This is a genomic window from Brasilonema angustatum (assembly GCF_059505445.1).
Genome location: NZ_JCACKO010000118.1, coordinates 1 through 19,497, shown reverse-complemented (window position 1 = coordinate 19,497; position 19,497 = coordinate 1). Strand labels below are relative to the sequence as shown.

The following is a 19,497-nucleotide window of genomic DNA, read 5'->3' as shown; positions in this document are numbered from 1 at the left end:
CGGATTAAATCCGCAGAGAAATTCCAAGAGCGCGGGTTCCCCGCGCTCTTGGAAACTTCAGGGAGATTTAATAAAGAAAAAATTTCTCTTATCTCCAGAATTCAAATTATGGGCAAGTTGACTGGCATGGCATTTCGGGTTCCTACCCCTGATGTTTCGGTAGTCGATTTGACTTTTAAAACTGCCGTGGATAATATCACCCATCGACTCAACCATTCTTCCTGGTAGCATTAATTTCTTGTAAAAGACTCCAAACAGGGATAGGTGCAGGGCGATTTTCCATCTTTTCAAAAGGTGCTCTGCCGCTTCATTTCAGTTGTCAAGGTTTATTACCTTGCGACTAATCCTTCAGAACCCTTTGTTTTGGGTTTGATTTCTACTCAATGAATCACACGGTGATTCATGTGGGAGTATGGTAGCCCCGTATTTTTAAATCGGGGCGGAAATACGACGTGCTGAATTTATTCAGCGTCAAAGCTTCTTATCCATATTTCAATCATTTCGCTTATGCTAACACCTTGTGATTTGGCTCTATGCAGAGAGTTCAATCATACTGCCATTATGCAACGCCAGAAAAATACTCAGCTAGAAAATCTACGAAAGTCCTTATTTTGGGTGATAGGTATTGCCGACTCGTGTAAACAGCATAAAGGGATGCGGTTAACAAGGTGTAGTCCAGCTTCACCACCTCCAATCGATGGCTGGTAAGATCATCTTCAACCAACCACTCTGGCAAAACCGCCAACCCCATGCTGGCTAAAGTCGCTTGATACTCCATAATGGTGTTGTTGGAGCGGATCGAGACTGCTAGTTTGACCGTCTGCCGTCCGTTGGGACCATCAAAGAACATCTCATCAGCAAACTGCGAGTAATAATAGCTGATGGCTGCATGCTTTGACAGTTCGTTGGGGGTTTTTGGGTGTCCATTTCTTCGCAAATAGTCTGGTGAGCCGACCAACATGAATTTAATGGGGCAAATGCGTCGCGTGAGCAGTGAAGAACGGGGCTGATCATGCGTGACACGTAACGCCAAGTCAAATCCCTCTTCCACTAAGTTCACCATCCGATCATTCAGATTCAGATCCAGCAAAACGTCTGGATAGCGAAAGCGGTATTCCGCCAAGGCTTTGGTAAACAACGGGTTGGCGAACCAAACCGGGGCGGTGATCTTGAGTACGCCACGCGCGACGACGGCTGATCGCCTCACTGCTGCCTCCACCATTTCCAAGTTATCAAGCATTTCCCGGCATTGCTCGTAATAGATTTTTCCTGCTTCGGTTAGGCTTAAGTGTCGGCTGCTTCGATTTAACAAACGTGCGCCAAGGTTTCGCTCCAAGTGCTTCACATGCTTGCTGATCATGGCTGTGGATAAATTGAGCCGCTCAGCGGCTGCCACAAAACTTCCCGATTCCACCACTTGACGCAACACTTTCATACTCATTAACGTGTCCATCGTGGTTCTAAAGTTTACTAAGAAGAAACATACTATCAATAAAATGATACTTGTTCAACAAATGAGAAATAAATATGATGAGATGAACAAGGTACTATCAACTAACTAGGCAAGGAGATAGCTATGACTGAACCAACAAAGGGTGGTGTTCTATATTTGTTGCTCTTCGCCTGAAGAATTTATGCATTGGACGTTTCAGGAGTTTTAACAACAAATCTAGAACACTATCAACTCATCGACCGCCCGCAAGAATTTCAACGTAGAGGAGAACTTCAATGTCTCAGAACAACGAACTCACGGTGATTGATCGCTTTACTATCTTCGAGCAGCTCAACATGCATCAGCGGTGCATCGACAAGGGTTGGGGGCGCGAGCAGGCCGACCTCTATAACCGCCTTTACTGGCCAGAGGCTAAATTCCACGTCTACGATCTACGTACTTCAACCTTCGAGGGTTTTGAGGGCATGAAGCAGATGTTCGACTACGCACACAGCGTCTTTCCGATGGACAAGTGGTTCCACTCTATGGGCGCGTTTGAAATTTCCGGCTCGGGTGACAGGGCCGAAGCGCACTGGCGATGGTTCGTGTCCTGGAAGGCTGAACACGTCGGAACCGTTTCGAGTGGTACCTACGACGACATCTTTGAACGTCGCGATGGCGTATGGAAGTGTCTAGAGCGCACCTCCAAGAGCGATCCCAACTGGCCGGTAGACTTGTTCCAGCCCTTCCTCGATCAGGCAGACATCACCTTCAAAGCGTCCTGATAGTCAGACTTTTGTATCGTCATGATTCCGATTACTGAATCGGTGTTCTAGCAAATGCGAAGTTCACGCACGACGGTCGCTCTTGACTCAAAATGCAAAGCAATAAGGAGACTCAATGCACAAGCGAATGGTAGTAGCTATCCTTCTCGTTCTAACGTCCGTCAGTAGCTATGCGAGTGCACAAGGAGGCAAGGACGGTGGACCGAGCGGAGCTTTCACGTACTCGAAGACGGCGAGTGTGGCTGCTGTACAGCGACGCGCGAAGCATGTCGTGGAAACCTACCAGACAGCCTTGAATAACTCTGACTTCGATACCATCCGGACGCTTTTCGCTCCGAATGCCATCGCTGAGTGGAACAACAAAGCTACGGTCGTCGGTGTCGCGGCAATGGAAGAACCGTACAAAAAGCTATTCCAAGAGACGAAGTTTACGACAGACTTCCAGTACGACGCGGTGGACATCCATGGATCGATAGCGATCGTGCGAACCCATCATCCCCAAGGGCAGACGGAAATGAACCTTAAGGACGGTTCGACAAAACTGGACTTCAATAGGGAGATCTTCGTGCTTAGCAAAGAGTCTGGTGATTGGAAGATCATTCTCTATACCTTTACGACACAGCCGGAGCAGGGAGTTCAGTAGCTACACAAGCAGAGGACTTACTATTGGTGAGGGGACGCGAGACATCTTCAAAGGCTGTGGTAGCTTCAGTTCGGTTCTACTCCTTCTACAATGCGTGTCTACATCTTTGCATTGCTATTGCGATCGCTGATCGTCGGTTTTACGGCTTTGTTTCATCATATCCATGCCGCGCAGAATAAGTATCTGAATAATCGAGTTGAGCAAGACTATCAGGGAATAAAACGATTAGTCTAAATCAGGGATGAGGTTCGGCTCATTCAACATGGCAATGCGAACAAATAAAGGGGTATGAAATTATGAACATGATGGGATGAAGACGGTACCACCAACTAACCGAACAAGGTCAAAATGTGTCGGGTTTTGACTCCAAGTAGGGATTTAGTTATCGAGAAGAAAAGGAAAAAGCGGCTACTATGTCAACAACGACGGACAAGAAAAACTCAACAATGAACATCGACCTGCGGACGCCAGCATTGAACTGGATTAATGGCGAGTGGGTCGATTCGGAGAAGCATACTGATAGCATTGATCCAGCGACAGGTAAGGTCATTGGCACTTATGCGGATGGCGGGCGCGAAGAGGCGGTTCAAGCGACCAACGCGGCGGTGCAGGCTTTTCGGGAATTAGACTGGAAGGACAATCGCGCTCTGCGTGCGCGAGTTTTGAATCAGATAGCAGACCGCTTTGAAGCAAGGCGAGAGGATCTGATCGAGATTCTCTCGCTCGAAAACGGCAAAATCCATGCCGAAGCAGCGTTTGAAGTTGACATGATTCCCAGCAAGTTTCGCTACTGGGCATCTGTCGTTCTGACGAATTACGGACGGGCTTTGGAAGTTTTGCCAGGACACCTCTCGGTTGTCACCCGGTCTGCTATCGGCGTAGCTGGAATCGTGGCACCGTTTAATTCACCGCTCGTGCTCACCGTGCGTTCTCTGACACCTGCTCTCGCTGCTGGCGTCACCACTGTGCTCAAATTGCCCGGTAACACAGCGCAGATCAACTATCTCTTTAGTAAAGTACTTGCTGAGGCTGCCGACTTGCCAAAAGGCGTCATCAACGTTTTCAGCGAAAGCAAAGGGAGAGGTGGATCGTCCTTTCTCATGGAGTCAAAGGATATTCGTGTGATCAGCTTTACGGGAAGCACGAAGACAGGGAAAGCAATTTCCGCAACAGGGGCTTCGACGCTCAAGCTGTTTCAGACCGAGCTTGGTGGTAAGACGCCGATGATCATCTTCGAGGATGCCGATCTGGAGGCGGCTGCACCAAAGGTTGAGAAGGCACTCACGACCTTCGCGGGTCAGTTCTGCATGACGGGTTCTCGCCTGTTGGTACAGCGTGCTGTTGCTGATCGGTTTCGCACGCTTATCAGCCAGCGACTGAAGAACGTTAAGACAGGACCTGCGTCTGATCCGTCCAGTGATATGGGACCTCTCATTGATAAGCCGAACGTCGCTCGTGTTGACAAGATGGTGGAGGAGGCGATCGCAGCGGGCGCTAAGGTGCTTGTACGCGGAGGTCCAATTGTCGAAGGTCCACTAGCTAGCGGTGCATTTTACCGTCCGACCCTGCTTGAAGTCAGCGATCCGAAAATGACGATTGTTCAAGAAGAGGTCTTCGGTCCAGTCCTCACCATGCAGATCTTCGATACTGAGGCAGAAGCGGTGCAGCTCGCAAACGACAGCGAGTATGGCTTGGCCGCGAGCATTTGGACTCGGGATGTTGACCGTCCACTGCGCGTCGCCCGAGAGATAGACGCGGGCACCATCTGGATCAACGATTGGGCGATCGTTTGGGACGAGTTTGAAGAAGGCGGATTCAAGCGCAGCGGTAATGGCAGACTGAATGGTTTGACAGCGATCGATGAATTCCTAGAGTACAAACATATCGCCTTCAACTCAGGAATAATCCCAGGTGTTGGCATTTCTGTCCAATAGTTGAGCTTTAACCCGAGTCTTGAGGTCTTCGTAAATAAGCCTCACAACGATTTAATTCAGTTACAAAATTTCTCAACTAAAATTTTCTGATCACATACAAAGTACATATGTCAAGTACACCCGTAGAAATCGTTCAGGAACTCCTCAAAGACCCCACCAACCCTGAGGTCGTCAATCGGCTTGTCTCCCCCGACGCCATCTACGTGTCGCTCAGCTACGATAATCCCGACCTGAAAAAGCTCATGCCTTGGGCGGGCACGCACAAAGATGGCCAGGCAGCTATCCTCAAAACTTTCCAGGATGTCAACACCTTTTGGACCATCGAGGAGTTCGATATCCAGCAGATCTTCGGCGAGGGCGAGAACGTGGCTGTCTTCGGCAGCTTCACCGTCCATTCGGTGAAACTCGATAAAACGTTCATCTCTCCCTTCTCTGTCCTGGCGAAGGTGAAGAATGGCTTGGTCACTTACATGCAGTACATGGAGGACACCTTTGGCACAGGTTCGACCTTCCGCTCAAGCGGCACATGGAAGTTCCAGAGTAACCCCGCAGGTGGAGAAATCGAGGTCTAAGCGCCCCCTTCCCGATCTGCTTACGCCTCACCGCCGCCGCTCGGTCAATCCAAAGATGCCGTTATGCTCGAATTCTCCACCCGCGTCGCAGTCGCCTCGCTACTTGTTGCCGTCTGTCCGACTGTCGCACTGGCTTCACCGTCCATTCCCGGCAAAGACAGTGGACCGAGCGGGGCTTTCACCTACTCCGCCGACCCTAGCGTGGCGACTTTGCAACGCCACGCTTTATACCGTCATCGAGAAGATCATCCCATACACCTTCACCATGTAGCCAAAACAGGGGGAGAAATAACGCTGCGACAAACAACAACCAATCACTAACCAAGGAGAAAAACATGGAAGGCAAAATCGCACTCGAAGAACACTTCTCTACAAAGTTGAACAACAAGCACTGGGATGCCAAGGGCGAGGAGGGTCGAAATGGCCGCGCTTACGCTCAGGACATCGAGCGTCGCCTGCTCGCTCCTGAACTCTGCATCGCTGAGATGGATCGCGCTGGCATCGAGCTTTGCATCATGTCGCTCACCTCGCCTGGCGTGCAGGGGGTCATCGATCCGAAGCAAGCCACCGAGCTGGCGCGGTCTGCGAACGACTACGCGCACTCTTTCATCAAGAAATACCCTGGGCGGTTTGCCTCCTTTGCGGCGGTGGCACTTCAGGATCCGAAGGGTGCCGCAGACGAACTGGAGCGGGCTGTGAGCGAACTAGGACTCAAGGGGGCTTTGATCAACGGTTACTCGAACATCGGCTCTGACGAACACGTCCAATACCTGGACGAGGAGCCGGTGCGGGTGTTCTGGGAGCGCGTCTCCAAGCTCCTCGTCCCAGTGTATCTACATCCACGCGAACCGCTGCCTAGTCAAACCCGCGCGATCAAGGGCTACCCTGAATTGGTTGGCTCCGCCTGGGCTTTCGCTTACGAGACCGCCAGCCACGCCATTCGCTTGATGCTGAGCGGACTCTTCGACGAGTACCCCAATTTGCAGGTGATCCTGGGTCACCTGGGAGAAGGTCTCCCCTTCATGCTGCCGCGCATGCAGCATCGCCTCGATGAGCAGCGCGAAGGTGAGAAAGGCTCCAAGGCGAAGCGGCGCGCGAGCTACTATTTTGGCAACAACTTTTGGATTACCACGAGCGGTCACTTCCACACCAAGCCGTTTTTGGAAGCCATTGAGCAGATGGGCGAGGACCGAGTGCTCTTCTCCGTGGATTACCCTTATGAGCAGATGGACATGGGGGGCCGGTGGTTCGACGACATGCGGCTTGAGAACGCCACAAAGCTGAAGGTCGGTCGTGAAAACGCGAACAAGCTGTTCTGTTTGAACCTCAATTCTCTCCCCGAACGGGTCGCAGCTGGCTTCGGCTCCTGACAGCTTAGGTAAACACAACGTAACTGTCACATCTCGCCGACAGAACTAACCCAAGATATTGCGATGATACGTATTATGGTTCGACGACTCGCATGATTTTTGACCAGCTTTGACTTTCCAAACATCCTCTTAACTCGACTTTATCCAATTAAGCAGCGTAAACCTTGTTATCTGGCAAAAGTTGTAGCTTTGTGGCAAAAACTTTTTCATCTATCACTAATTTTGTCGAGATCGAAAAAGTCAAAGTCTAGGTTGGATGAGGGTTTTAGCGTATGTTAGCGCGTTGCTGGAAAATGGATAAAGTCGAGCTTAACAGTTATCAGTTGTTAGTGGTTACTGATATAGCAATCCTATTTGATTTGTGTGAAAGTGCCTGCGCGATCGCGTAGCGGTTCCGCAGGAGCTAGCGCATAAATTCTGCATCCTCAGATTTCCGACTTCGCAAAAGTTGTCGGAAATCTTGTTGTTCACGTTCTTTGTAGCGTGCCCGCAGCGGCTCAGGATTTAGGACTGCTATAACTATCATTAATCAGCACTAAAACTCGCGCCAACAAGAGAAAGCGATTTTTCGATGTCCGTCTGATAAACTTCGTTTAATTCATGAAAATGCTGTTCTACTGTTTTGACTGGTCGCGCCTCTTGCCAAAACTCGGTGAGTAAGTGCGGGTTCTCTCGAATAGTACGGAGTTTGTACTCGAAGTCTCCTTGTTTTGAAGGGTCAAAAATGAAAGCTGGATGGCGAACAAACTCCTGTGCACCTCCTCGATTTGAGCAGAGTACTGGCACGCGACAGGCGATGAGTTCAAAAGTAACTTGTGGGAGATTATCTTCCCATTGTGATGGCACAACTCCCAAGTGGATTCCATCCAACATACTGGGAATATTCTCGTATTTGTACCCAGGGTAGAAACGGAAACGGTGAAGAGATTGAGCCAGAGATAACAACCGTCCTTTCTGCTCAATTGACGCTCCCAACTCGACCGAATCATAAATTCGGCTTGCTACAACCAACTCAAGCGAACTCAATTCTTCCTGTGGTAAAGAACGTAGTTCTTCTAACAAGAAGTAGAATCCTTTATCTCTTCTTGCTGGTCCCATGTAGATTAATTTAAAGGGCTGCCCTTGGGTGTAGGCTGCTGGGTTGCTGGGTGGTACTTGAAACTGAGCCGATTGGCTGCCTATATATTTTGTCGTCAATAGAGCTGGGTTAACTCCGTATTGGTTATAAATGGAAGTGGTTCGCTCAGAAACAGACAGTGCTACATCAACATAGCGGTTTATAAGAGAAACGATTTCCTCTCGCCGATAGCGGTACAAATCGGCTTGTCGAGGCATATCTGTACTACTCATCTCAAGAGGTTTGTTCAAGGGAGATTTTGTACGAGTTATTACTTGATACCAAATTTGGCTGTAGATCCCCCTGTAAATTTTTTTAGCTACAGCCACAGGAAGTGATTGCTGATCCTGACCTAGCAAGCTTCCTAAATGATTTAGTTTTCTAAGAGTCAGTTCTAAATCTACATGTATTTTTGTGTCTAGGCAGGAAACACAAGCTCTTCCTTCAAGATAATTTGAGCATGGGCTACTTTCTAATTTCCATAAATTAACTTGAGGGCAAACCGACCAATAGTTATGTAAGCTAAATACCACCCGAGCGCCGCTCTCTTTAGCTATCTTAAGGCAAGTAGCAGTTAATCCTTCCAAGTTATGAAAGTGAATAATTTGAAAAAGTCCATGTTCTGTTAAAAACTGTTGAAAGTATTTTTCTAACTCAGGATTTTCAACATTTCCTATAGGGTTATGAAAATAAAAGTGAGAAGGGGAGAAAACAGGAGAATTAACTATTGAAAAGGTTGGAACACTAGGATGACGACTGTTACTAACCTGTTTAATGTAAGGTTGTTTTCCGAAAAAGGTGTAGTCAACTCCACTATAAAGAAAATTCACTTCATAGTCACTTTGTTGACTAAAATAGTCAATCAAACTCCGGCAGTATATTGATACACCTCCCCCTAAAGATGGTTTTCCAAAGTAAGGATCCCAATTGTAATAAAGAATTTTGTATGACATCTTAGCCTCCAGTAATGAAAGTCAGCTTGATAAAGCTAATATTGAAATGACAGGAAAAAATATTTCAATCTTGTTTTATTCTGTTCGTACTTGTAAACAGAATGTTTAGTTTATGAAAATAAAATTACATATGGGAGAATAAATGAGCGTGTGATGTAGACCAGTCTGCTTTAACTAAAAACTTACAGAAGTTTGGCAAACCAGGATTACCAGTACCAAAAAAGTCACCTCCATCTACAACCACAGATACAGCTTCTTGAATATCATCTAGCGTTTCACTATCTGCATGTGATAGATATATCGAAACTAGATACAAGCCATTCACTAAAGGCAAATTTCCTATGCCACAAAGAATATAACCTTGATCAGAATCAAGAGTCAGATAATTGTTGGTGAAATTACTCCTTAATAACAAGTCAAAGGTACCTCTTTCATCGGCGAAAGCAATACTTACAACTACATTACTTAGACGCTTTCCTATATAGTTTGAGTATCCTACTTCAAAATAGTAATTTTTTCCAGATTGTAAAACTTGCTCTTCATGACCTTTTTCATTCAATATTCTAAAACTAGAAACTCTGACTCTTCCAGAACCAGTGCGATCTCTTCTCTGGTTTAAGGGTAACTCTTGAGCCAGACTGTAAGACTTTTCTAGGTAAACCCTAACAGCTTCTTCTGAAGTCCCATCTACACACAGTGTGCCTTGTTCAAGAAGAATTCCGCGATCGCACAAAGATTCCACCATACTCATGTTATGAGTCACGAATAAAATAGTTCGCCCTTCCTTCGCTACGTTACCCATCTTTCCCAGACATTTCTTTTGAAATTGCACATCCCCCACTGCTAGTACTTCGTCCACAATCAAAATTTCTGGTTCTAGGTGTGCTGCTATGGCAAAAGCAAGGCGTACGTACATCCCAGATGAATAATGCTTTACAGGAGTATCTAAAAACTTCTCGACTTCCGCAAAAGATACAATTTCATCAAACTTCTTTTTAATCTCAGCCTTGCTCATACCCAAAATAGCACCGTTCAGGAAAATGTTTTCTCGTCCTGTTAATTCTTGGTGAAAACCTGTTCCCACTTCCAACAAACTTGCAACTCTTCCGGTAATTAAAATTTGTCCTGTTGTGGGTTCAGTAATTCGGCTTAAAATCTTTAAAAGAGTTGATTTTCCTGCCCCATTGCGACCGATAATGCCAACAACTTCGCCCTGCTTAATATCAAAAGAAACATTCTTTAACGCCCAAAATTCCTCATGAGTTGGGTTGGGTATTTTTTTGCCAAAGGGTGTTAGGAGTTTACGACTGATGGCTTTGCTGCTAGTGGCGATCGCATCCCGCAAAGTACTGTTAGCTCCCCGCTTTTGGTGGCTAATTGTATATTTCTTGCCTAAATTTTCAACCTGGACTACATTATCAGACATACTCTCACTCCCTACTTAAATAACATCTGCAAACGTGCGTTCGGTTTTACGGAAGTACCAAATACCACTGGCAAGAAGCAGAGAAGCCAATCCCATAGATAGAATGAATCCCGGCAAGTAGAGTTTTGACTGCCCGCTCAAAATTGCCCAACGAAAGCCATCAATCACCCCTACCATTGGATTTAAAGAGTAGAGTAAGCGCCACTTTTCCGATATCACGCTGCTACTATAAGCGACTGGAGATACATAAAAGCCAAACTGCACAAGAAACGGTACAATATGGCGGAAATCACGGTACTTGACATTCAGCGCTCCTAACCAAAGCCCCCCTCCAATCGCCACTGCAAAGGCAATCAGAATAAACAACGGTAGCGTCAAGATACGCCAATCAGGTACAAAGTCATACCAAGCCATCAATCCTAACAGGATGATGCCAGAAATAAGAAAATCTACAAAGCTAACAATCACTGAGCTGACTGGCACAATCAAGCGAGGGAAGTAAACTTTAGAAATGAGGTGACTACTATGGATCAAGCTGAGACTGCACTCTGTTAAAGAGCTAGCAAAAAATTGCCAGGGTAGCATTGCTGCAAATACTAAAATTGGGTATGGCACACCCTCCGAGGGTAACTTCGCGAGATTGCCAAACACCACAGTGGAAATAATCATTGCTAAAAATGGTCGAAGCAAAGCCCAGGCAATCCCAATCACAGTCTGCTTATACCGCACCAAAATATCGCGCCAAGCTAGAAAGTAAAACAGCTCTCGATAGCGCCACAAATCTTTCCAATACAGGCTTTCAGTTCGACCGGCTTTGATAAGAGTTTTTGTAGTATCCATTTACAAATAACTGTTGGATGCTAGCTATGTAAACACTATTTAGACTTCTGCAAAGCGGAAAAATTCCTGAGATGGTTTATACACGCCATCACAAAACTTCCGATTTGACTTTGGGTAATTAAATCATGATTTAAACTAACAATTAAACAGGTGTTAGACGCATACACGACATTGACACTTTTGGTTCAAACCTTAATGCAAGAGCCTTATGAAAAAGCTACCTTGATACTGACATAAATTAAACCACTAGAAGTAAAATCTCTGCTCCACATGACTTATTTCGTTAAGGTGGCTGATTTAGGCTAATCCTCTTTCCTTGAGCCATTCCTTTAAGGAAGGTATTATGGTTAGTTATACCAGTCGATTTACAGGTATCAAGTCTAGAGAGATAACCGAAAGTCTGTATCAGAGAAAAATTTTCGATATTGCCCCCAGTTGGCTACTTGTGTGAATTTGGGTATCCATAAGCTCCGCAGCTTTGCCTAGAGTATTGATATGCTTAAGTATATTGAAAGCTCTTAGTTCCGAGTATATAGCATAATTAAACTTTCAACACACAAATTTGGTAAAAATTAGAATTTTCCTAAGAAAACAGAAGCTAGTATTATGAGTCCGGTGAACTGATAAAACCTAACTATAAACTTTTCATGAGCAACGTTGCGCAGAGCAAACAGTAGTGGCAGCAATAATCCTGGTTTTTAGAAAGTATTTTAGATAAACAACTAACATTTTTTTGAGAAAAGTATCTTGAAAGTCTGAAAATTTATATGCATTAAGTTATCTTGACAAATAAAAAAAGTATCTGAGATTACTTTCAATTTTACCTACACTTATATCCAATTAGATAGAATTGTAAAATTAGTACAGAAAAGTGTATAAATAGGCGGATTGAAAAATCTCTAAGATCAAAGTAATTGTTACTTAAGGTTTTCTATGGATTCAGGGAGTTGCTTAAAAATATGTCACTTTCCAGTGGATAAAGAATTGGGTTTTAGCTTTTATTGGTAGCTCTTAGAATTCACCCATGTCTGTTAAAGCTCCTAAAACACAATAGTTATGACGACTATATCTATCCCAACAGTCGAGTACCTTCCGATTGCAGACATTTTGATCAATGGTGGTACTCAGTCACGCGTCAAACTCAACTGGGATGTCATTGCAGAATATGCGGAAGCGATAACGTCGGATGCCATCTTTCCCCCGATTTTAGTCTTTTACGACGGCAAGAACTACTGGCTGGCAGACGGTTTCCATCGGCTGCATGCAACTAAAAAAGCTGGGCGTCAGGAGATTGCCGTAGAAATACACCAGGGTAACCGCCGCGACGCTTTGCTGTACTCAGTGGGAGCCAATGCCAATCATGGTTTACGACGTACTAACGCAGATAAACGCCGTGCGGTGAATATAATGCTACAAGATGAGGAGTGGAATCATTGGAGTAATCGCGAGATTGCCAAACGTTGTGGCGTTTCCGAATTTATGGTTCGTCAAATGCGTGAATCTATCTGCGATAAAAACGCAGATACCAAAAAACGCACTGTACAACGCCAAGGAAAAACTTACACACTTGACACCACTCACATTGGCGAGGGAATGACATCGACAAATATTGCAGAATCTTCAAAGCAACATTCGGAGGACGAATGCGAACGGGTGCTTATATGTACAGACAATCCTCAACAAAGTCAATGTGATCACCAAATTGACGTGTTAGTAGGGCAGCCTGATAGTAGCACGTACCTTGCTAATAATGAACAAACTTCCAGCTTTAAAGAGTCGGAGGTACAGCTATTCAAAGAACAACCGTTAAATAATGTACACCAACAACTTGAACATCAGTCTTACGCTACGCCCTCAACAGAAACGATTAACCTTCAAGACATAATAATTAATAAAATTGCAATGGAAATCATACATCTGTCTCCAGAGCAGTTGACTAAAATCATCTCCACATCTGCTAGCAATGGGCTGAGTAAATTTCATCTCAAAACAATCATTGAAGCAGCTAAACAAGCGCTCAATGAGGGAAACCAACAGGAATACTTTCACAAGAGTTATGCTGTTGTAGGCATAGAGTCACAAGAAACAAAAAGATACACCTGTGCAGATGCACAATTATAGCTAAACCAAGACAAATTTACCCAATTTTGTCAGATTGTAGACCAATTTTAGCCCATTGCTCGATAAACTCTCGAACTTAAGCCTCGTAAAGTTTTACGGGGTTTTTTCCAATTGTTTTATTGGTACAATATGTGAGAAGACATCCATAGATGACTGGAGAATTTGCCAAAATCTATATCAAACAATTATTACCAATTTGACAATTAATTTTTGTATTTCTTCTGTCATAAACAACGATTAGAAAAAATAAATAGAAAAACAGTACTTTAAATTTTCTAAAAATAGCTATAAAGATAAGTAAATATTTTAGTGGAGAAGTTGACTATTCAAGATATTTTCGTACACTATGTATTATGAGTATAATTACAAAAATATTGATTATGATTTTTTCTCAACAAAAAGAAGTTTTATTTTCTTCCAAAGATCTATATCAATTGTTGAAAGTAGAACAGGAGGACATCATCAAAATTTTAACAGAAAAAGAACTTGAGCAACAAAGCATAAATGGTGAAGTGTATATCAAAAAAGATGACTTTGAGAATTTTATAAATGAGCTTTGGCTATCTTTAGGTATTTCATATCAATATTATGAAATACCAGAACATTTAAAAAACTGCACATCTCCTTGGGCGGTTACATTAGTCAAAATGTATCAAGACAAATTTACTTGCCCTGACTCCATATCACCAGAGCAAGGAGATTTTCTCAGAGCTTTAGTTTGTAATGTTGCACCGAAGAATATTTTAGAGATTGGTTGTTTTACTGGTGTGTCTACAATTTGGTTGGCTGCTGGTTTAAAGCAAATAGGAAGTCAAGGCACTGTTCACTCGGTTGATTTATTTAATGATATTATTCCACTCCTACCTCATCATCGTGGATATTTAACTAATCCCCTTGAATACGCCCAGAAATCTGTAGATGCTGCTCAACTTTCACATCAAGTCAAGTTTTATAAAAAGAATTCTAAAGAAGTAGGAGAAAAAATTCATGAATTTCTCAGTGAGCCTATTGATTTTCTCTTCATTGATGGAGACCACACTGTAGAAGGATGTTTTAATGATTTTATGCTTTTTTATCCACATGTCTCAGTTGGTGGATATATCGTTTTGCATGATATTAACCCAAAATATTGTGGTTGGGACGATCCAAGATACATTATTGATAAATTCATTAAAAAGTCTCCTCATTTTGATTTACTCGAAATTAGAACCAATCCAGTTAATTACGGTATGGCTGTTATTCGCAAATTGGCTGAAGACAGAACACTTTTATTGCGAAGTCAACTGACAAATGTAGGTATTTAGCAAAGAATTAAAGATAAGCCATGAGGCAACTTCTTGAGAAAAAGAATTCTAAAGTTCATATATTCACACAAAAGTAAGGTTATAGACAAAAAATCATGTTTTGAAAACTACGTCATAATACATGACCGAATAAAGTCTAAAGTCTAAAGGATGAAGAATGAAATACGATATACTTCATCTAATACTTAATATTTCACACTTCATCCTTCAGATAAAAATTTGTCCAAACGATGGCTCTGAAGATATTGTCAAAAAGCAGGAGCGAAAAGCTTGTGATTTAAGTTTTTTTTATTTCTACTTTTTTAGAACTAGGTATTTTAAGTCTACAAATACGGTTAAACTCCCTATTATTGGAGTAAGGAGATGTCATCAGTAATGATTATTTTTCTTAATTCGATACTGCAAGATTGGCAAGTAAATAAAGAAACAAGCACCAAGTCACGTTTCATCTTATTGATGTTTAGATCTACAAAAATACTTGGTAATCTGCCCTTACCTTTTTTTTCTAAGTTTTATAGAATTTTATATCAGTTTTTAATTGAGTGGATATTAGGAGTTGACTTACCTTGGGATACACAAGTAGGACAAAATTTAAAGCTCTTTCATTCTCACGGTTTGGTCGTCAATCATGAAACGATAATAGGTATGAATTGTACCTTGAGGCATTCAACCACTATTGGAAATAAGATGCTGCAAGATGGTACACCCAGTGGCTCTCCAAAAATTGGAAATAACGTAGAAATAGGTTCCAATGTTGTGATTATTGGAGCGATTACAGTTGGCGATCATGCAGTGATTGGAGCTGGTTCTGTTGTGGTGAAAGACGTTCCTAATCGTAGCGTCGTTGTAGGGAATCCAGCAAGAGTTATTCGCACACTCAATACCCCTTTATCTTTGATGAACAACGAATTACACCAAGCTTCAGAACTGACATCAGTATCAAATCACTCTAATACCGATAGTCTGTATAAATAATTTACTATTTTTGATTAGCAAAATGCTAAGGAATATCGAAAATGGTCAAGGTTTCTGTTGTTATTCCGGCTTATAATGCGATGACCTACCTCCCTGAAACTGTGGAGAGTATTCTGAGGCAAACCTTTAATGATTTTGAAGTATTAATTATTAATGATGGTAGCGCAGACAACATTGTCGAATGGGTTTCTCAGCTAGTAGATCCACGAGTGAAACTGATTTCCCAAACAAATCAGGGCGTACCATTAGCACGCAACAAAGGTATTGCTAAGGCTCAAGGAGAGTATATAGCATTCTTGGACGCTGATGATTTGTGGGAGCCGACCATGCTAGAAAAACAAGTGGGTTGTCTGGAAAATAATCCTACAGTAGGCTTGGTGCATACTTGGATGGCTGTCATTGATGCACAAAGTCAGCCTACAGGTAGAGTCATGATCTCAAATGCTGAAGGTGATGTCTGGAAACAACTAGTTGTACAAAATACAGTACCTTCCTCTTCAGTCATGGTTCGTCGTGGTTGTTTTGACACTGTTGGGGGATTTGACCCAAATTTACGCAATATTGATGATTGGGATATGTGGATTCGCATTGCTGCTCGTTATCCCTTTGCAGTAATCAAAGAACCTTTAATGCACTATCGAATGCACCTAAACAATATGACCAAAAACTGGCAAGTGGTGGAAGAAGCTTTTGAGATGATTATTGAGAAAGCATTCCGCTGTGCACCCCCCGAACTACTGTATTTAAAAAGCCGAAGCTATGGTCATGCCAACATGTTTTTAGCTTGGAAAGCCGTACAAAGTGGTAATAGAGACTACAAGAAGGCGATTCATTTTCAGGAACAAGCGATCGCCCACTTCCCTTCGCTACGTTTCTCGGGCGAGTACTTTCGCTTGAGTTTGGCGATCGCAATGCTGCAATGGTTCGGCTCTAACGCTTACACTAAAATACTGTCGCTACTTTACGCTTTGCGCCGACGCATATTAAGTCTTACCTAACAACACCGCACTTTTTGGATCAAGTGACTACAAAATATCGAACACTGGTCTTTATAACTTGACCTGCGTATTGGCAAACTATCCTAGTTGTTGTTAGCAGTAAAGGAGCATACTCACTTGACGATCAACAAAGCTCGTAAGTATACGAGATTTTTACGACAACTAGGGCAGAATAAGCGTCACTTAAGCAATGTAACGCGGGTTTTCTTAACGATATTTTTGGTTAGCTTGCTGTTGTATCTAAGTTATGGTTCTAGCAGCGGCATTATGAGTATGAGTCAGAACACCAACCACATTGCCAAATCTACCACAACTCAAGGCAAACGCGACAAATGGCTGTGGCCTTTCGCATCCAATTCAATATGGAATATGCCGATTGGCTCCCGCGCAGTTTATCGACCAGCAAATATTCAACAGGCAAAAAATGCTTTAGCAGATGAGGAATACTTTTACAAGCTCAAGACAAGCGATCCCCAACGTCCAGTTTACAGTCCTGGCAATTTTGGACCTGGACGCTGTACAGGCACTCAATCTATGGGAATTTCACTACCTGTGCCAGACAACTTAATTGTTCCAGATGCCACAAGTCAGCCATATTATACACCCAACAACGCCTCAGCCTTTCTCATGCCCGATGGTAAAACTCTTGAGCAGTTTGAACCACTAGCACGCTGTACAGCAGGAGGATCTGTTCATGGGTGGCGTAACCCTTGGGGTGGCGTTGATATTTATGGCGACGGTATCAAAGGCGGACACCTCGGTTCGGGTCTCTCTTCTATTGGTGGATCTATTCGCAAAGGTGAACTCACAAAAAATCAACCAATCCGCCATGCATTAAAAGTTATTCTTTGGGGGGAAAAATACCTTTACTACTCTCGTGCTGTTCCAGGATATCGTTGGCCTGCCTACATTGCCGATAGCAAAGCCGCCAATCAATATCACGGTACTAACCCCAAGTTAGTGCAAGGGACGCTGTTGGCAATTCCCCGCAATGTCACTGCCGCAAGATTAAAGCTGCAAACACCAGCAGCTCAAAAGCTGTTTCGAGCGTTACAAGACTATGGTGCTTACGTTGTTGATGATGCAGGTTGGGACGCACATTACTTATGTCTAGAAAAAGGAGTTCTTGAAGAATTCCGCGCCACTTATGGTTATGATTTCCAAACTACTGGTGGGAAATTTTACGACGACTTTATGAAATTATTTAAAGCACTTTACATCGTCGATAACAACGCGCCGAAGAGTGTCGGTGGAGGTGGGACTCCACGAGTTTCCTTAGCACCCCCCATCGCCAACTGACTTTCTCAAAAGAAAGAGAAATGGGCATTTTCATGAGTTTACGGTAACTCATGATTTGCATTCAGGACTTACGCAAAGTTATGGAAAAACGAACCACATAGACGCGGAGCGGCTTCCCGCAGGGTAGAACGCAAAGGACACGTTCGCGTAGCGTGCGCCTTAGCGCATAGAAAAGAGGTTAAGAAGAGTTTTTGCGTAAGTCGTGGCAAATAAAAGTTGATATGCACGTTGCATTCATACAGAAAATTTTCCCTTTCCCTCTGCCTATCTCTTCCTCTGTGTCCTCTGCGCCTCTGCGGTTTTTTATTCTCTCTAAACACAAAACGCTGATCTGAACTTGCAAATCATTGCTTGGTGCTTATAGATATCCAAATACAAAAAAGGTGGAATTTAAATGTTTGATTACTTAATTGTTGGCGCAGGATTTGCAGGAAGCGTCCTTGCCGAAAGACTAGCAAGTCAGTCTGGAAAAAAGGTTCTGATTGTTGACAAACGTCCTCATATTGGCGGCAACGCCTACGACCACTACGACGATTCAGGCATACTCGTACACAGATACGGTCCCCACATCTTTCATACCAACTCCCGCGAAGTCTTTGAGTATCTTTCCTTCTTCACCGAGTGGCGACCTTACGAACACCGCGTTCTGGCTAGCGTAGATGGTCAACTTGTGCCCATCCCGATTAACCTTGATACTGTCAATCGGTTATATGGATTGAATCTCACCTCGTTCCAACTGGATGAGTTCTTCGCTTCAGTCGCTGAGCAAAAAGACTACATTCGCACCTCTGAAGATGTGGTGGTGAGCAAAGTTGGTCGAGAATTGTACGAGAAATTTTTCCGTGGCTACACCCGTAAGCAATGGGGACTTGATCCATCGGAACTCGACAGATCAGTCACCGCCCGTGTACCTACCCGCACAAACCGCGACGATCGCTATTTCACAGACACTTATCAAGCAATGCCTCTACATGGTTATACGCGGATGTTTGAGAAGATGTTGTCTCACCCCAACATCAAGATTATGCTCAACACCGATTATCGCGAGATTCAAGAGGCAATCGCCTACCGCGAAATGATCTACACAGGTCCCATCGACGAGTTCTTCGATTACCGCTATGGCAAACTTCCCTACCGTTCCCTAGAGTTCAAGCATGAAACGCTAAACAAACCTCTGCATCAGCCTGCACCAGTGATAAATTACCCCAACGAACATCCATACACCCGCGTCACTGAGTTCAAGTACCTGACGGGACAGGAACACCTTAAAACTAGTATTGTCTACGAGTACCCGCAAGCGGAAGGAGATCCCTACTACCCCATACCGCGCCCAGAAAACGCTGAAATCTACAAACAATACAAGGCACTAGCTGACGCAACCCCAAGCGTGCATTTCGTGGGACGGTTGGCAACCTACAAGTATTACAATATGGATCAAGTTGTCGCTCAGGCACTAACAGTCTACTCCCAGCTTGTTCAACGGGTACTGATATCAAGTTCGCTTAATCACTTATAAATTCCGAAACATCCCACCCGCAAAACCTCACCCTGCCCTGTCGGGCATCCCTCTCCTTTAAGGAGAGGGAAAGATTTTAGCGCCGATTCAAGCGAGGGTGAGGTGAAAACGATCTGGTGTGTACACGGTATCATTCAGGCGAAACCTCACCTTGCCCTGTTATACCATTTCACGAAATCCTTGATACAAATGATTAGTCTCTAATTCTTTCT

General features: G+C 43.9%; 17 protein-coding genes and 1 pseudogene. 14 read left to right on the top strand and 4 right to left on the bottom strand.

Translation table 11 applies throughout. The annotated features are described in order from the left end of the window. Positions 1–102: 102 nt before the first annotated feature. Positions 103–186: pseudogene (locus tag AC5JM2_RS19815) on the top strand (hypothetical protein); the annotation flags it as partial. Between the two features lie 373 nt (positions 187–559). On the opposite strand, the gene AC5JM2_RS19810 reads toward AC5JM2_RS19815, so the two are convergent. After that, positions 560–1,441: a LysR family transcriptional regulator gene (locus tag AC5JM2_RS19810; RefSeq protein ID WP_495836564.1), complete on the bottom strand. Its 882-nt coding sequence runs from the start codon at positions 1,439–1,441 to the stop codon at positions 560–562. A 287-nt stretch (positions 1,442–1,728) separates the two neighbouring features. Here AC5JM2_RS19810 and AC5JM2_RS19805 point away from each other — a divergent pair, with 287 nt between their 5' ends. The 7 genes from AC5JM2_RS19805 (at position 1,729) to AC5JM2_RS19775 (ending at position 6,736) form a co-directional block, all read left to right on the top strand. Beyond that, on the top strand, positions 1,729–2,217 hold the full coding sequence (locus AC5JM2_RS19805) for a nuclear transport factor 2 family protein (RefSeq protein WP_495836563.1): 489 nt from the start codon (positions 1,729–1,731) through the stop codon (positions 2,215–2,217). Positions 2,218–2,455: 238 nt separating this feature from the next. Next, positions 2,456–2,860, top strand: a complete 405-nt coding sequence (locus tag AC5JM2_RS19800; protein ID WP_495836562.1) for a YybH family protein — start codon at positions 2,456–2,458, stop codon at positions 2,858–2,860. 90 nt (positions 2,861–2,950) lie between these two features. Next, positions 2,951–3,094 carry a hypothetical protein gene (locus AC5JM2_RS19795; protein ID WP_495836561.1) on the top strand — a complete coding sequence of 48 codons (144 nt, stop codon included), beginning with the start codon at positions 2,951–2,953 and terminating at the stop codon, positions 3,092–3,094. A 179-nt stretch (positions 3,095–3,273) separates the two neighbouring features. Next, positions 3,274–4,794, top strand: a complete 1,521-nt coding sequence (locus tag AC5JM2_RS19790) for an aldehyde dehydrogenase family protein (RefSeq protein WP_495836560.1) — start codon at positions 3,274–3,276, stop codon at positions 4,792–4,794. A 107-nt stretch (positions 4,795–4,901) separates the two neighbouring features. Continuing rightward, positions 4,902–5,366: a nuclear transport factor 2 family protein gene (locus AC5JM2_RS19785; RefSeq protein WP_495836559.1), complete on the top strand. Its 465-nt coding sequence runs from the start codon at positions 4,902–4,904 to the stop codon at positions 5,364–5,366. A 63-nt stretch (positions 5,367–5,429) separates the two neighbouring features. Beyond that, complete coding sequence (locus tag AC5JM2_RS19780) at positions 5,430–5,687, top strand: hypothetical protein (protein WP_495836558.1); 258 nt, start codon at positions 5,430–5,432, stop codon at positions 5,685–5,687. A 14-nt stretch (positions 5,688–5,701) separates the two neighbouring features. Beyond that, positions 5,702–6,736 carry an amidohydrolase family protein gene (locus AC5JM2_RS19775; protein ID WP_495836557.1) on the top strand — a complete coding sequence of 345 codons (1,035 nt, stop codon included), beginning with the start codon at positions 5,702–5,704 and terminating at the stop codon, positions 6,734–6,736. Positions 6,737–7,261: 525 nt separating this feature from the next. Here the strand turns inward: AC5JM2_RS19775 and AC5JM2_RS19770 are convergent. From AC5JM2_RS19770 to AC5JM2_RS19760, 3 genes are all read right to left on the bottom strand, one after another. Beyond that, the gene (locus tag AC5JM2_RS19770) at positions 7,262–8,806 is read right to left on the bottom strand and encodes a glycosyltransferase (protein WP_495836556.1); all 1,545 of its coding nucleotides are present in this window, start codon (positions 8,804–8,806) and stop codon (positions 7,262–7,264) included. A 124-nt stretch (positions 8,807–8,930) separates the two neighbouring features. Then, positions 8,931–10,232 carry an ABC transporter ATP-binding protein gene (locus tag AC5JM2_RS19765; RefSeq protein ID WP_495836555.1) on the bottom strand — a complete coding sequence of 434 codons (1,302 nt, stop codon included), beginning with the start codon at positions 10,230–10,232 and terminating at the stop codon, positions 8,931–8,933. 15 nt (positions 10,233–10,247) lie between these two features. Further along, entirely contained in the window at positions 10,248–11,072 is an 825-nt protein-coding gene (locus AC5JM2_RS19760) for an ABC transporter permease (protein ID WP_495836554.1), read from the bottom strand. 1,056 nt (positions 11,073–12,128) lie between these two features. Here AC5JM2_RS19760 and AC5JM2_RS19755 point away from each other — a divergent pair. From AC5JM2_RS19755 to glf, 6 genes are all read left to right on the top strand, one after another. Then, a complete protein-coding gene (locus AC5JM2_RS19755) occupies positions 12,129–13,193 on the top strand; it encodes a ParB N-terminal domain-containing protein (protein ID WP_495836553.1) in 1,065 nt (354 codons plus the stop codon). Between the two features lie 380 nt (positions 13,194–13,573). Continuing rightward, positions 13,574–14,497, top strand: a complete 924-nt coding sequence (locus tag AC5JM2_RS19750; RefSeq protein WP_495836552.1) for an O-methyltransferase — start codon at positions 13,574–13,576, stop codon at positions 14,495–14,497. Positions 14,498–14,860: 363 nt separating this feature from the next. Further along, the gene (locus tag AC5JM2_RS19745; protein ID WP_495836551.1) at positions 14,861–15,472 is read left to right on the top strand and encodes a serine acetyltransferase; all 612 of its coding nucleotides are present in this window, start codon (positions 14,861–14,863) and stop codon (positions 15,470–15,472) included. 41 nt (positions 15,473–15,513) lie between these two features. Then, positions 15,514–16,470: a glycosyltransferase family 2 protein gene (locus AC5JM2_RS19740; RefSeq protein WP_495836550.1), complete on the top strand. Its 957-nt coding sequence runs from the start codon at positions 15,514–15,516 to the stop codon at positions 16,468–16,470. A gap of 117 nt (positions 16,471–16,587) precedes the next feature. After that, on the top strand, positions 16,588–17,769 hold the full coding sequence (locus tag AC5JM2_RS19735) for a hypothetical protein (RefSeq protein ID WP_495836549.1): 1,182 nt from the start codon (positions 16,588–16,590) through the stop codon (positions 17,767–17,769). A gap of 394 nt (positions 17,770–18,163) precedes the next feature. After that, positions 18,164–19,285 (top strand): UDP-galactopyranose mutase, encoded by a 1,122-nt coding sequence (gene glf / locus AC5JM2_RS19730; RefSeq protein WP_495836548.1) that lies wholly within the window; start codon positions 18,164–18,166, stop codon positions 19,283–19,285. The last annotated feature ends 212 nt before the right edge of the window (positions 19,286–19,497 follow it).